Source organism: Paenarthrobacter sp. 2TAF44 (assembly GCF_052114885.1).
Taxonomy (GTDB): Bacteria; Actinomycetota; Actinomycetes; order Actinomycetales; family Micrococcaceae; genus Arthrobacter.
This window is the reverse complement of sequence record NZ_JBFRFP010000036.1, coordinates 29,677-43,106: the sequence shown is the minus strand read 5'-3', so window position 1 is coordinate 43,106 and position 13,430 is coordinate 29,677. Positions and strand designations below refer to the sequence as shown.

General features: G+C 59.9%; 13 protein-coding genes. 10 read left to right on the top strand and 3 right to left on the bottom strand.

What is annotated here, in order from left to right; translation table 11 throughout:
• The first annotated feature begins 146 nt into the window (after window positions 1-146).
• The 6 genes from AB4Z15_RS23190 (at window position 147) to AB4Z15_RS23165 (ending at window position 4,709) form a co-directional block, all read left to right on the top strand.
• Entirely contained in the window at window positions 147-1,481 is a 1,335-nt protein-coding gene (locus AB4Z15_RS23190; protein WP_442019128.1) for a ParB/RepB/Spo0J family partition protein, read from the top strand.
• A 274-nt stretch (window positions 1,482-1,755) separates the two neighbouring features.
• Complete coding sequence (locus AB4Z15_RS23185; protein ID WP_442019127.1) at window positions 1,756-2,103, top strand: hypothetical protein; 348 nt, start codon at window positions 1,756-1,758, stop codon at window positions 2,101-2,103.
• A 452-nt stretch (window positions 2,104-2,555) separates the two neighbouring features.
• Window positions 2,556-2,822 (top strand): glutaredoxin family protein, encoded by a 267-nt coding sequence (locus AB4Z15_RS23180; RefSeq protein ID WP_442019126.1) that lies wholly within the window; start codon window positions 2,556-2,558, stop codon window positions 2,820-2,822.
• A gap of 5 nt (window positions 2,823-2,827) precedes the next feature.
• A complete protein-coding gene (locus tag AB4Z15_RS23175; RefSeq protein ID WP_442019129.1) occupies window positions 2,828-3,661 on the top strand; it encodes a single-stranded DNA-binding protein in 834 nt (277 codons plus the stop codon).
• Window positions 3,662-4,022: 361 nt separating this feature from the next.
• Entirely contained in the window at window positions 4,023-4,451 is a 429-nt protein-coding gene (locus tag AB4Z15_RS23170; protein ID WP_442019125.1) for a hypothetical protein, read from the top strand.
• 3 nt (window positions 4,452-4,454) lie between these two features.
• Complete coding sequence (locus AB4Z15_RS23165) at window positions 4,455-4,709, top strand: ParB family protein (protein ID WP_442019124.1); 255 nt, start codon at window positions 4,455-4,457, stop codon at window positions 4,707-4,709.
• 385 nt (window positions 4,710-5,094) lie between these two features.
• On the opposite strand, the gene AB4Z15_RS23160 is transcribed toward AB4Z15_RS23165, so the two are convergent.
• The 3 genes from AB4Z15_RS23160 to AB4Z15_RS23150 form a co-directional block, all read right to left on the bottom strand.
• Window positions 5,095-6,111: a hypothetical protein gene (locus tag AB4Z15_RS23160; RefSeq protein WP_442019123.1), complete on the bottom strand. Its 1,017-nt coding sequence runs from the start codon at window positions 6,109-6,111 to the stop codon at window positions 5,095-5,097.
• Between the two features lie 197 nt (window positions 6,112-6,308).
• A complete protein-coding gene (locus AB4Z15_RS23155; RefSeq protein ID WP_442019122.1) occupies window positions 6,309-6,617 on the bottom strand; it encodes a hypothetical protein in 309 nt (102 codons plus the stop codon).
• A 29-nt stretch (window positions 6,618-6,646) separates the two neighbouring features.
• Window positions 6,647-7,468 carry a hypothetical protein gene (locus AB4Z15_RS23150; protein WP_442019121.1) on the bottom strand — a complete coding sequence of 274 codons (822 nt, stop codon included), beginning with the start codon at window positions 7,466-7,468 and terminating at the stop codon, window positions 6,647-6,649.
• Between the two features lie 372 nt (window positions 7,469-7,840).
• Here AB4Z15_RS23150 and mobC point away from each other — a divergent pair, with 372 nt between their 5' ends.
• From mobC to AB4Z15_RS23130, 4 genes are all read left to right on the top strand, one after another.
• Complete coding sequence (gene mobC, locus AB4Z15_RS23145) at window positions 7,841-8,089, top strand: plasmid mobilization relaxosome protein MobC (protein ID WP_442019120.1); 249 nt, start codon at window positions 7,841-7,843, stop codon at window positions 8,087-8,089.
• A gap of 2 nt (window positions 8,090-8,091) precedes the next feature.
• Complete coding sequence (locus AB4Z15_RS23140) at window positions 8,092-9,732, top strand: relaxase/mobilization nuclease domain-containing protein (RefSeq protein WP_442019119.1); 1,641 nt, start codon at window positions 8,092-8,094, stop codon at window positions 9,730-9,732.
• A gap of 31 nt (window positions 9,733-9,763) precedes the next feature.
• The gene (locus AB4Z15_RS23135; protein WP_442019118.1) at window positions 9,764-10,990 is read left to right on the top strand and encodes a hypothetical protein; all 1,227 of its coding nucleotides are present in this window, start codon (window positions 9,764-9,766) and stop codon (window positions 10,988-10,990) included.
• 1,266 nt (window positions 10,991-12,256) lie between these two features.
• Window positions 12,257-12,940: a DUF4145 domain-containing protein gene (locus AB4Z15_RS23130; RefSeq protein ID WP_442019117.1), complete on the top strand. Its 684-nt coding sequence runs from the start codon at window positions 12,257-12,259 to the stop codon at window positions 12,938-12,940.
• Window positions 12,941-13,430 lie beyond the last annotated feature (490 nt).

The window sequence follows — 13,430 nt, the reverse complement described above, 5'->3', positions numbered from 1 at the left end:
TTGCCCTGCGGGTAGACGGGGCTCCGCTGGCCGCCAAGCAAGCAAGCTTGCCAGCAACCAAAAAACAACGGGGGGAGAGGGGAAGCTGGCCGGTCACCATTGGTCGCCCCACCCACCCAACTTCTCGGACAAGAAGGACCAACACCATGAACGCAGCACCCACGCTGGAAATGCTCGACCCCACTACCTTGATCATGGACATCAACGTCCGCAAAGACGCCGCCCTGACCCCGGAGTTCATCGCAAGCATCAAAGAACACGGCGTCATCGAACCGGTCATCGCCCACCGCAACGAGGACGGCACCGTGTATGTGCGGATGGGCCAGCGCCGTACTCTTGGTGCAGTCGAAGCCCAGTGCCCCCTGATCCCGGTGATGATCACCGCATCCACAGAGGACGCAGAGAGGATCGTCTCGCAGGTGGTTGAGAACATCCAGCGCGCCGCGATGACAGAGGCCGACGAAGCCGACGCCTACCACCAACTGTCCCTGATCGGCGTTTCAGCGGCAGCGATCGCGAAGAAAACCGGACGGAAAAAGGCCGCCGTTGAAGGTGCGCTGAAAGCCAAAACATCCGACGCCGGAACCGCAGCCCTGGGCAAGGGGCACACCATCGAGGAAGCCCTCGTGATGGCCGAGTTCGAAGGGGACGAGGAAGCCACAGCAGAGTTGGAATCAGTCATGGAGGACGAACCGGATCAGCTGCTCCACGTCGCTCAGCAACTCCGGGACGCACGTGCTCACGCTGCTGCTCTTGCAGCGTTCACCGCTGAACTTGAAGCAACCGAGACGACCATCGTTGAGAAGCCCGGTTACTACGACGACGAAACGGCCCGTGTCAGCTCCTTGAACCGGGCAGACGGAGAACGCGCCACCGAAGAAGACGCGAACGCCGTCTACATCGAACAGGACTACAGGGGCGAATGCTCAGCCGTGCCGGTAATCGTTGGCTGGAAGAAGCTCGGCTTCAAGGACCGCAACCGCTTCTCATCCTCGGCCAACACTGGTCCGATGACCGAGGAACAGAAAGCCGAACGGAAAACCCTGATCGCCAACAACAAAGCCATGGAATCGGCCACGACAGTGCGCCGGGAGTTCGTCAAAACCCTGCTGGCGAAGAAGCAGGCACCGAAGGGCTGGCAGTACTTCACCATCCACGCGCTCACGCACCACTCCGAAACCGCCAGCTATGACGCAAAAGTGGCAGCGCAAATGGTCAGTGCGAAGACCGACGGCGAGAAGTCATGGGCATGGAACCCGCTCAGGGATCACGTGGCCAAGTCCACGGCCCGGCCCGAGTTCTCCCTGATCGCGCTGGTCTGCGCAGGGTGCGAGAAGACCATTGCCAAAGACTCATGGCGCAACCCATTCCAAAGCCACCGGGACTACCTGAACCAGCTCGTCACATGGGGCTACACCCCGAGCGAGGTTGAGCAGATCATCATCGACAGCGCCAAACCAGCCGAAGGAGAAGCGGCATAAGACCCCTTGCCGGGCGGAACCCCACCGCCCGGCAAGGCCCCCGGCCGCTCACCACGGCAGGGCCGGAACCTCCCAAACGTCGGGCGGTCCGCCGCCCAGTGCGAACCACAGCAGCCAATCACCCGCGGCGGACCGCCATTCAACGCCACCAGGCACGGGCCCACCAAAAGCCGCGCCTCGCCGGCTACCTGGCTATTCCATCGGCTCACCACCGAAAAGTTTTGTCAGAGGCCGCCGCTAGTCTCATCCCAGAGCACCACGAACAGGAGTCACCATGACCACGCAGCCATTCCCGGGGATCTCCCTTGCCGAGATGTTTCCTGGCCTGAATGAAATCCTGGAGCATTGGATCATCGGGGCAGCAATCTTCGGCATTATCGGTACGATCTACGTCTTTATCCAATGGGGGATCGCCCATTCCAGAATGGAGGACGTCGATTCCGACACTCTTGCGTTCGACATGGGCTTCATCGCTGCCATCTCCCTGCCATTGATCCTGCTGAACATCACGGGAAGCATTACCGGACGGATCCTCGGTGCAGTGATCGGAGCAGTCCTTGCCCTGGCTACATACCTTCTCCTGCGCCGATACCGGGCAACACACAAGCGAGCCACCCACTGAGGCGCAATTCTTCAGTCTTGTAGACTGAACAACAGATTTCCTTTGTCCGAGGAGAGCGATGCAGGACCGGCCGCCGGTCCTGCTTTGTTTAACCCGCTAATCCGGCCACCCTTCCCATGGGTCAAGACAATCGCCGCCGACCCACCATCCGCTATGGAGGCTGTTCCTTTCAGCCGGGACGCCACACTGGGGCCACGCGGAATCACCTGACGCAGGCACAAGAACCCAACGCCCAGGCCAGCTCCTAACGAAGCCCGGGGGAGTCACGCCGGCCTACTACCCGCAAGACCAAACGCACCACCCTGAGCGCGCCAAAGAATGCAAAAATGAGTAGAAAAACCCCTACAATCCGGGGTGAAACCCTTTTTATTCGATTGGATAAACGCTAGAATGGAGGTAGCAAGTCAGCCAGACGAACCTAACCAAAACTGATACGAAACGCAGGACTGAAAATGACTACCTCAATCACCGATTACACGGTCTACACCAAGCCCGGTTGCCCGAACTGCGACCGCACCATGGAGTACTTCGACTCCAAAGGCATCACCTACGAAGCCGTGGACATCACCGAAGTACCGGCAGCGCTGGAATACATCACCGCCGAGCTCGGATACTCACAGGCACCCGTTGTCGTGAACAACTCCGATGACCAGGACCACTGGTCAGGCCTCCGCCGCGACAAGCTCGTACAGGCGGCCATGAACCAGAAAGCGGCGTGAACATCATGGACGCACGGCACCCCGTCGACGGATTCACCCTCAGCCCCCGCAAGTACGTGGACCTTGAAGAGTTCGGCCGTATCGGCAACCCATCCGGCGTCATCAACGTCCCGGCCCCCGACCCCTACGACTGCGCCGCCGTGAACTACCCGGTTGGCACGCAGGATCTGCCGCCGTGGCCGATTGGCACCATCTGGGATCCTTTCGCAACGGAGCCAGACATTGCAGACCGGCAGCAGCCCGAAGAATCAGACGACCCTGCACCTCAGAACGACATCAGCAAAAACACCGAGAACGAGACCAGCGCACGAGGACAAGGAACCATCATGGCAGGCGAAACCACCATCACAGTCATCGGAAACCTGACATCGGACCCTGAGCTCCGCTTCACCCCGTCAGGCTCTGCGGTAGCGAACTTCACCATCGCATCCACTCCCAGGACCTTCGACCGGCAAGCCAACGAATGGAAGGACGGAGAGACACTCTTCCTCCGCGCCAGCGTGTGGCGGGAAGCGGCCGAGAACGTAGCCGAGTCGCTGACCAAGGGCACCCGCGTCATCGTCTCCGGCAGGCTTAAGTCCAGGTCCTACGAGACCAAAGAGGGCGAAAAGCGCACCGTGGTAGAGCTCGAGGTGGACGAGATCGGCCCGTCCCTCCGTTATGCGAATGCGAAGGTCAACCGCACCCAGCGCAACAACCAGGGCGCAGGAAACGCCGGAGGCTTCGGCAACCAGCCCACCACCGGACAGGTCGCCCAGCAGGACGACCCATGGGCCGCGAACTCGCAAGCCAACGCCGGCTCCTGGGGGAACGGCCCCGACTCCGACCCCCCCTTCTAAACCATTTGGTATCGGGGCTGGCCACGACGGTGGCCCCGACACTACTTCGCCCTTCAGACAAGAGGATCCGCACATGCCGAGTCCAAGGAAGCTGTTCAAGGCAGCAGAAAAGGCTACGGACGGGGGAAAGCGGCAGCTGGCCGAAACTTGATCTGAATAGCGCAAAGACTAACCGAGCCACTGTTGGTCGAGACGGATCCCCGACATGAGGACTCCGACAGGTTTCTGGCCGTGGCAGACGAATGGGCGAGGCCTTGCACCGGCGCATCTTCGGCCAGGACCAGCCATAGCTCAAGACGAATCGAAACCCTGCCAGGAACTGGCACCTACTCTCCCGATATCAGAAAAGACGTGAAGAACAATGCTCCCTGGATCCTCGCTTTCCTCGCTCGATCCCATCACCGGGTTCATAGAGTGGGCGGCCTTCATCGTGGCAGTCCTGTCGATCGTGGCAGCGAGTGCGACCATCGTTCTCCTCATGATCAAGAAGATTCAGCTGCAGCAGCTGAAAGAGCAACTGCAGAAGGAAACCAACGCGGCCCGTACGGCCGAAGAAGCTGCCGACAGGATGAAGCTCGGAAGAGTTCCCAGGGCAGAAAAGAACCGCGCAATGGCGGACGTCAAGACCCGCCAAACCCTACGGGATTCGCTCGGGACTCTTGCTGCCATGAAGACGCAGCAGTTCAGCGGTGACAAATCCCGATATGGGAAGAGGATGCTGGGCTTGTTGGCAATCGGACTGGTCAGTTTCTCCCTGCAGTTCCTCATGTTCTATCTCCAGGCGTCCTGACCCATGAAGTCGGGTGAGAAGAAGGGGCCCTATTTCACTGAAGAGGACCTGAAGCAGATCCGGGCCGCCGTTCAAGCAGTCGGGAAGCTGGAAGGGTATGTGTCCATTACAGACTTCGTTGAAGGAGCTGCCCGCAGAGAGCTACGCCGGCTGCAGCGCAAGTACAACAACGGCCGGAAATGGCCCGGTATTGAAGCCGGTGAACTCCGCCCAGGGAGACGAACCCGTGAGGAAACCGCTCGTCACGAAGACCGCTGACATTCCATCTCTTCTGGGGCACCAACTTGGGGCTCGACTTCGGCCTGCAGCACCCTTGAACAACGTCGGTCATGGCATTCGAAAACCGGGACTCAAGGAGTTGTCGTCCATTGGGTTTCTATGGTTTATGACGTGCGCTGCGGTAGGTAAGTCTGGGGTGAAAGTGTCGGGTACCTCAGCGTGAATCCCCGTGGCGCTTTAGAGGTCTCCTGTCAGGCTCGGTTCCTGTGCCTGCGTGTTTGGGCCCCAGCGCGACCAGTGTGTGTCGTCAAGGCTGAAAGAACGCCACCACGGATGTTTGGGGTGCCGGGAGCTCCGGCGTGGACCAGGAGAAATGTTCCCGTTGGGGTGGCTGAGAATTAGTCCAGAGTACGTGGTTGAGGGTTTACCAGAGCTTTCGGAGGATGCGGCGGATGATTCCGGGTGAGCTGGATTGGAGATGCGCTTCGAGCGCTGAGGTGAGTGCGGCTACTTGTTGTGCTGTTGCGAGTTGAGTTTCCCCTTCTGCGGTGGCTGTTTTGTGTGCTGCTGATGCGCGTATGGCGAACTTCGTCAGCAGCAGGTCGCAGAGCTGTTCATATCGCTTTAACTCGCAGTACCTCTTGAGGCGTGCCGTCGAGCGGGCCCAAAAGTTGAAGTAGCTAAACGTGCAGCCGAGGGCGAGTGTGCCCACTCCGAAGAGGAGAAGGCCTGGGACATCGGGAGTGCTATCCGGTGTCCAGAGGAGCAGTACCGTGAGCCACGAGAATAGGACGGCAAACAGGGGAGTGAGTAGCCAGAGAGATCGCCACACGTGCCCGCGGATCATCGCCGCTATCGTCTTGAAAGTTGTCAGTCTGGCGAGTCTTTTGAATCGCATGTCGGTGTAGTCGTAGTCCAGTGATTTATCGATCGCTGCTTGGTAAGCGGCGTTGAGAGGTCGCTTGGAGGACACCATGGATCGGCCTCCGTTCGTCCTCATGAAGTCGCGCAGCCATGCTCTGCGGCGTGCGATGGCGTGACGCTTTAGGTCCTCTTCATCTACCCAGGATTTCCGCAAGTCACTGTGGAGGTCAAAGAGGGTGTCTGGGGATTCGCTGGCTACTTCAAGTTTGTACGTGACTAACGCTGCGACGATTACCACTATCAGGGTGAGAGCGGGGGTGTAGTTCGGAATCCCTGGTGCGGTTTGTTGTGCAAGCCCTGGAACGACGAGCACGATTGCGACCATGCTGGCGGCACCTGTGGTGAGTATGACCTTGATGACGTTGGTGATGAATTGCTTGCGTTGGTTCTCGGTGAAGCCAATCACGCGCTGTCCAAAGAATGAGACTTCAATGATTCCGATAGAGATTGAAATCAGGGCGAGACAGGCGACGAAAGCCGATGCGAGGGTCGCGGCTATAAGGAGAGGCTGATCCATGGATTCCTTGTTTTGGGGGACGCACCCGCCCACTCACAGAACAGATTGTGCATGATCGCCGGCCGCCCATGGTGACCTGCGCAGAAGAGGTTCCCTGGCGATTGTGTGCAACCGGTCAGGTGGGTCCCGTCGTCCACATGTGTGCGGGAAAAGCCCGAAGGGTTTAGCTTTTGCCGTGCCCGTGTGGGCGAGGGGCTTTAGTGGCTGTGGGAGTTTTCGGAATTCGCTTGAGGCCTGCCCATCGGGGAATCTGGTGTCTTGTTTTGGGCCTTGCGCCGGCGGGTTACCGTCGCGGGTTCGAGGCCGAGCTTCTTGAGTTCATCGGCGCTCCAGCCGTCCCTGATGGCCTTAACGTAGGCGCGCTTGTCTTCGCGTTCCGCGTCGACCAGTTGTTCTTTAAGATCGGTGACTTTTTGGCGTGCCTTGACGAGTTCCTCGACTGATGTGATGCGTGAGTTCAGCAGGGCGCGTGCTTGGTGTTTGGTCTGTTCGATATCGATGGGCATGTTCCGTGGGTGCCTTTCTTAGTGGTGGCCTAGCGTTCCGGTCCGGAGTGGAGGTCCGGGATAGTCGCGGTGCTGTGCGTCGCAGCTTTGGGAGGGGTTGGGCTGTCTGTCAGCGCAGCGACGGGATGCGCCGGGAACGAGCGTAGATAGGTGTTCAGCGCGACGGGCTGGCCCGGGGAGGGACTGAACTGCCGTTGATGGTGATCGATGACTTCGGAAAGGGTTGGGCGTTCGTAGGCATCGATCACTTGTGTCTGTGTTGGGAGTTCTTTCGCGATCCTCGCCGCCACGGAACTGGCGTGTTCCTGGACTTCGAAGGGAAGGACGTTCCGGACTGCGAGCTCGATGCCGGGTAGTGCTGCAGTTTGATCTCTGGTCAACGTCGGTGTGTCGGCTTGGGATGTTCTGCTATCGACGTGCAGCTCTGCCCGGATGTTGATGGTGTATCCATCGTCATGAATGCGGGCACTTGTTCCTGTTGCCTTGCGAAGATGGTCCGTCGCCAGCGACTCGATGGTGCCGGCTACTTGATCTGTGCCGGCATCAAGGATGCGGGTTACGTCGTCCACCAGGTACTTGCCGTTGCTTGGCTTACGGTCCACTTTGAAGCCCATGACAATCTGAGCAGGTTCTGATGTGGTCGGTTCCACGTAGTAGGCATCATCGACGCTGAGCGGATTGGTTAAGGCCTCTTGTGCTTGCCTTTCCTCGGCGAGCTTTGGGTTGTTTTGTGGGCTTGAGGGAGACGCTGCCGGTGACAGTTCAGGCGGTTCCGAACGCAGCTGGAAAAGTTCCTGATTGTTGTGGAATTTGGACGGCAGTTCGAGTGCCTGGTTGATGTCTTGACGCATTATCTCCCCCTGGATTTCGCCGAATGTGCCACCAGCATAGCGACTGAGCGGTTGCTTGTCCGGCAAACACGCTGGGGAGATCTGCAGAAAGCAGCCGACGAAGCAAGCTATACATTTACACGGGTGTAAGTGGCTTGACGCGCTCGACACTGGCGGTCGGGTGCGGCACACTGGCTTGTGTGGTCCCCGGTTCGGGGTCGCTGCGCTGGGCTTTTGGAGGGAGGGTTTGGGGTGCCGGAGGAGGGTGCTGGTCGTTCCAATTTGTCCCGTCGTCGTCGTGCGAATGCTCCGGCGGGGTCCAAGAAGCGGAGAGACGTTTGGGTCACGGTGGAGGAAGAGGCAGCTCTTGTGGCGAGGGCCGCGCGGGAGAGAGTGACTGTCCCGAACCTGCTGGTGTCGACGGCGTTGTCGGAGGGCACGGATTCGCCGACGGAGCGTCGGGCGATCATGGCCGAGCTCATGTCGTTGCATCTTTTGTTGGCGCGATCCTCGAACAACATCAACCAGATCGCGCGGCAGGCCAACGCGACGGGGGAGTACCCTGCCGAAGCGCGGGAAGCGCTGCAGCACATCCGGTCCGTGGCGATGCGCATTGATGATGCGATTGATGGGTTGATGTAGGGATGATTCCGAACATCACCCGCGGTTCGCGCATGACCGGGCTCATGGTCTACCTGGCATCGACCGATACGGATAAGACGAAGAACGCGCACACGGAACCGCACCTGGTGGCCGGGGACGCGGCGATCATGGCATGGTACGACGACGGTGTCCTGGACCACGACGACGCGGTGGCCATTGCCAAGCATTTGGACCGGCCACGCAAGGCGTACGGCGTCGAGGTTAGGATCAAGGATTTCGCGTGGGACGCTGCGAGGAAGCAGCGCGTCCACGTGGGTTACAAGGATGCCAGCGTGTGGCACTGCTCGCTGAGTCTGCGCGCCGAAGAGGGGGCGTTGACGGACCAGCAGTGGGGCGATATCGCCAACGACTTCATGGACTCCATGGGCTTCACCGAGGCCAGCGGCAAGACCCAATGCCGGTGGGTAGCGATCAACCACGGCACCAGTGAGAACGGAAACCACCACATCCACCTGGCCGTCTCCCTGGTCCGGGAAGATGGCACGAAAGCCTCCACCCACGGGGACTACCAACGCGCGCAGCAGACGTGCCGCGAGCTGGAAGCCAAGTACGGGCTGGAGCAGCTCTCCACCGTGCACGCCACCCGCGGTTATGACCGGGCGGAGAAGGCCACCGCTGTCCGTGACGAACGGGAAATGCACAGGGCATCCCTGGCACGCAAAGTCCGGGCCAGTGCCAGCGCGTCAGCGTCCGAAGGCGAGTTCGTCCGCCGCGCCCGCAACACCGGAATGCTGCTCCGTCCCCGGTACGCGAAGAACACCACGGACGTCATCGTTGGCTACTCCGTCGCCGAACGTCCCAGGTCGGGGGAGAGGCCTATCTGGTTCGGCGGCGGCACCCTCGCCTCTGACTTGAAGCTTGGTGCTCTGCGTGAAGCGTGGATGGACTCACCGCACCTCGCCACCGAAGCTGCCGCCGAATGGAACGCCGCTGCACGCAACAAGCGCAAGGTCTCCAAGACCGGTCCCGAAAACGCAAACCCCTCCGCTGATGTATGGGTGGAGTACACCCGCAACGCGGCAGCTCTTGCGGAGCAGCTGCGGTCCATTCCCCGGGATGATCACGCGACCTGGGCGAAGGCTGCACGGGAAGTTTCCGGCGCGTTCGCAGCATGGTCCCACCGTCTCGAAAGCACACCCGGACCCTTAGCGGCCACCGCTGCCGAACTTTCCCGTACCGCCCAGCTCCGCGCACCACGCGAGCACAACAAACCCGTCGCGCTGCCCTCCATCGCCGGCACAGCAATGCTGTTCTTGGCAGCATCGAGCAAGAACAAAACAGCCGCCCAAACGGCGCTCATGGTGCAGCTGATCAACACCGCCTTCGCCGTGTACGAAATGCACGCCCAATCCGGGCGGAGCCGCGAAGCACAGCGCATCCGCTCCGTCGTGGAGAACCAGCTGGGACCATTCAGCGCCACCATGCCCAAGGCCGTCTCCGTCGGTGCCGGCCAACAAACGGCAACAGAGTTTGCGGTGCCGCGCACGGCTGTTGATATTGCACGCCGGGGCATGGCTCCCATTCGTCCGGGATCAGCGGTGCCGACCACGCCGACGCCGGCCACACCCGCAAAGACCCATCAGCCCAGCCAACGCGGCACTGGCCAGGGCCTCGACCGATAAGAATCACACCACTAGTGCAAGGGGAACACCAATGAGTGAATCAGACGGAATGGACGAAGTGCTTGACGGCGGACTGCGGCAATCGCTGATGATCGCGTCCCGTGTCGCGGAGACCCTGGCCCGCAAACGACAGGAATCCCAGCGGCAACAGGAACACCTTGACTCACAGGCCGCCCACGAAGCCCAAGCACGTCTCGCAGCCGAGCGCAGCGCCGCCCACGCAGCCCTCGCGCCGGTCGCAAAAGACCAATGGTGGGACAAAGCCCAGGCCGCCGACATCGCCACAGCACACGCGGTCGCTGAGGGCTGGAAAGACCACGATCCCACTGCCTTGGCCGCGTCGGAGAGGATCCGTCAGGAGGTCCTGACACGGTATGGCATCGACACCCACGACGTCGGCACGGACGCAGCTTACCTCGAATCAGGCATCCAGACCATCACCATGGAGAAGGCGCGGCAGGACGCACTTGCCCTCACTCAGGAAGAGGCCCATAACGCGGCCGCCGAACAAGAAAAGGCCATGCAACTCCTCGCGGCTGCCCGCGCAGAAGAACTCCGTGCCCAAGCTGCAAAACTCGCGTCCGAGATGAAGCAGCACCAGGTACCGCTGGAGTATTTGGCCAACCCTGAATTGAGCAAGGCACTCCAGCAGGCACACAACGCAAAGACACCCAAAGCGCTGGAGGTAGCGAATGCCGCCGTGAAGGAACGCATGTTCCTGATCGGCAAGGACGGCATCAACGGTCCGGACATCGACCAGCTGAGGAAAGAAACGGCGAACATCAACGGGGCAGGAGAGGAACGCTTCAAAGACACCGCGTTCGTGGACGCGGCCAAGAACCTGCACGAAGCTAAACTCCTCGCTGAGGGCGGGTTCACGGGCGACAGGTGGTCAACCCAGGAGCAGTGGTACGAGCGCGCCGAGAAGGAGCTCTTCGCCCGCATAGAAGGACCCGGACGCGAAATCGAAGAACGCGTCACCGGCAACGACAGCAAGCGACAAAGAGACCAAGGGTTGAAGACAGAAAGTGCTGCACAGGCTGGTTACGGATCCGCTGAACACTACGCGAGCTTCGCTGACTCGCTCAGTGGTACCGGGGCCAACGAAACGCAGATACGTGGCCGGCTCGCAGCCGCCCGCAACGAGGGCGTACACCCAAGCGCAGCCGTCACGACCAGCAACGCGGCAAAAGCACGCAAGAGCAGCCGCGGATCCTCTATAGGTGCAGAACGAAGCAAAAACGGCCCCAGCCGCTGACCCGAGAGATCCATCCCAGGGCAGCAAGATCGAGCGCAGCCGGAAGACGGGAAAATGGACATGGTAAAACCATTGCCGCCCCCGTCACACGGCGTAAGCGCTAGATGAATCCCGCCTACGGAAACGGGTGAGCTGCTTCCCGGCGAAACCCTAGTTGAGCCGGATAGAGAGAGGACGAAGCTCCGACCAATCGCTATTTGATCGGAGCTTTGTCCATATTCCATCGGTCATCGCAGCATATGGGTGGCAGGGTCCGGCTGTAACGGTGAGATCAGTGGTCTTTGAAAGCGAAAGCACCGAGTGCCCAAGTAAGCAATGCGATAACGAGCAACACCCCGAGAATGGTACCCCCGCCACCGCTCGTGAAACCGATCAACGCGAAGACGACCATCGCAACCATGACGCCGGTTCGTGTGGATGACTTGCTCGAGCCCTTCGTGGGTGTGGAGGAACGGCTGAACGTCGGGCGAATCTGACGGCACTTACGGCAGTTGGCCGCAGTTCTGGGACTGCCGTGTCGAACGCCGCATATGCCGTAAGCAGCCGACGTACCGGTGCGCGATGAACGTCGGTTGTGGGGCCCGAAAATCGCTTTCTCGGCTGCATAACCGGCAGTCCTGACGGGATGGGCCACCTTGCGCGCTGTACTCACGGTTCGGCGTACGCTGCGCGGAACGGTGGCGCGGTAGGCGGCACGCTTAGCAGTTCTAACAGGGTGAATTGCTCTGCGAATCCTGCGTGGGACGAGGCGGCGGGTAACGAAGCCCATAGATGGCCCTTTCTGATTGCCCGAAATGTATCAGAGCATTCGATGCAACATGGACCCCAGTATGTCAGCCACATGTCTTTCGGGGTGGCGGGCAACCATTCGCGAAGGCGACGTACAGCAACGAGCGCCATCACGCTGACTCGGATAGTTGACGCCAGTTATTCGGATTCGAGCCAACGGGTAAACCGGTCTTGGTCCTCTTCTGGCTTGGGCCAAGTAGAGTTTCACCCAAAAAACTGTCCCACGCCCACTGAGATGTGGACATTCGTACATGCGCAACTCGTCGCCCGGGGCCACGTCCCGCCAAGCTGGCTCACCTTCAAACAAGGCGGGCGCGATTACCGCGCGAACCAACTTTGAGCCAAGCCAATCAAGAAGTCGAAGACTGGTGGTTTGCATTCAGCGGCCAGGAACTAAGCCTGCGCGTGTGCCGGTGAAGTCGCAGGTGCTGGCTATATTGAGATCAACGAAAGTTCGCTCATGGGGGTACAAAGTAAATGCCAGCCACAGTTTGCGCATGGTGCCAGGCCAAATCCAATATGACTCGACATGGTGAGCCAACGACAAACGGCCTTGCCACAGTAGCCCCAAATCTCATTCGCGTGGAGGCCGCATTCTCGTGTGATAACTGTCGGCGTCTCAGTATTGGTTCCGCCGCAGGTCTGCAACGCGAGGGCGCTTTGGCAGCTCAGTCCCTCAACTGGTGGGACACTCATCCAGTCACATGGACTCCGCAGACAGTGGGCGGCAAAGATTTTCCCGATGTGCCTCAGCACATAGCGACCGCCGCGGACGAAGCCTATAGGTGCCGGAGTATCAATGCTCTCAGGGGAGCAATTCTCCTAGCACGCGGGGTGGTTGAAGCCACGACGAAGGAACGGGGCATCCTAAGGGGAGCCCTTCACGCCAAGATCGATGCGCTCCACGCCCAGGGAGACATCCGTGGCTTCACCAAGGATGCAGCTCACGAGCTAAGGTTCTTGGGCAACGAAATGGCACACGGCGACTTCGTCAATGACGTAGGCGTTGACGATGCCGACACAGTCCTTGACGTCATGACGGAGATACTGAGTGAGGTTTTCCAGGGACCGGCGCGGGTCAATCGGATGAAGGCAAAGCGTCAGGCAACAGCCCAAAAAGAAACTGAGCCCCAAATCGCGAAGGCATCCGGAAGTGGATGAGTCTGCCAAGGTCGTACTGGGGATCGCTGGAGGTGCAGTCGGTGGCACCGTCGCGGGTCTTTCTGGCGTCGCCTGAAGGCGCGAGCACTCAAAATGGCCAAGGGAAGAAAACCTTAAGGCTTACACGGATTTCCTGGTAGCCGTAGAAGTGTTCCTGTGGACCTTGGGCGAGACTCGGGTCAAAGCGGAGATGCCGTTGGATATAATTTCGCGGAGGAAGCGAGAAAGATCGAGCAAGCACGCATCCTGCTCCTGACGCCCTCATGGCTGTACTACCGTGCGAACAAGACCATAGAAGCAATCACAGCATTGGCAGAAGTCATTTTAGAGGATCCAGATTTGGAAGATGAAGCGACCTTCTTGAAGGCTCCGATAAGTGCGCACTGCGCGCCGCGACTTCTCGGCAGAATTCAGGAACGACCTGGGCCCAGCTTGTCAAGACTTCTATGAGGGGCTATTTGTCAAGCTAGCATGGTCACACTGAATAGAA

What these genes read in the sequence shown, in the direction of transcription:
- AB4Z15_RS23190 (WP_442019128.1), top strand. Translation starts at nt 147, where the DNA reads ATGAACGCAGCACCCACGCTGGAAATGCTCGACCCCACTACCTTGATC.
- AB4Z15_RS23185 (WP_442019127.1), top strand. Translation starts at nt 1,756, where the DNA reads ATGACCACGCAGCCATTCCCGGGGATCTCCCTTGCCGAGATGTTTCCT.
- AB4Z15_RS23180 (WP_442019126.1), top strand. Translation starts at nt 2,556, where the DNA reads ATGACTACCTCAATCACCGATTACACGGTCTACACCAAGCCCGGTTGC.
- AB4Z15_RS23175 (WP_442019129.1), top strand. Translation starts at nt 2,828, where the DNA reads ATGGACGCACGGCACCCCGTCGACGGATTCACCCTCAGCCCCCGCAAG.
- AB4Z15_RS23170 (WP_442019125.1), top strand. Translation starts at nt 4,023, where the DNA reads ATGCTCCCTGGATCCTCGCTTTCCTCGCTCGATCCCATCACCGGGTTC.
- AB4Z15_RS23165 (WP_442019124.1), top strand. Translation starts at nt 4,455, where the DNA reads ATGAAGTCGGGTGAGAAGAAGGGGCCCTATTTCACTGAAGAGGACCTG.
- AB4Z15_RS23160 (WP_442019123.1), bottom strand. Translation starts at nt 6,111, where the DNA reads ATGGATCAGCCTCTCCTTATAGCCGCGACCCTCGCATCGGCTTTCGTC.
- AB4Z15_RS23155 (WP_442019122.1), bottom strand. Translation starts at nt 6,617, where the DNA reads ATGCCCATCGATATCGAACAGACCAAACACCAAGCACGCGCCCTGCTG.
- AB4Z15_RS23150 (WP_442019121.1), bottom strand. Translation starts at nt 7,468, where the DNA reads ATGCGTCAAGACATCAACCAGGCACTCGAACTGCCGTCCAAATTCCAC.
- AB4Z15_RS23140 (WP_442019119.1), top strand. Translation starts at nt 8,092, where the DNA reads ATGATTCCGAACATCACCCGCGGTTCGCGCATGACCGGGCTCATGGTC.
- AB4Z15_RS23135 (WP_442019118.1), top strand. Translation starts at nt 9,764, where the DNA reads ATGAGTGAATCAGACGGAATGGACGAAGTGCTTGACGGCGGACTGCGG.
- AB4Z15_RS23130 (WP_442019117.1), top strand. Translation starts at nt 12,257, where the DNA reads ATGCCAGCCACAGTTTGCGCATGGTGCCAGGCCAAATCCAATATGACT.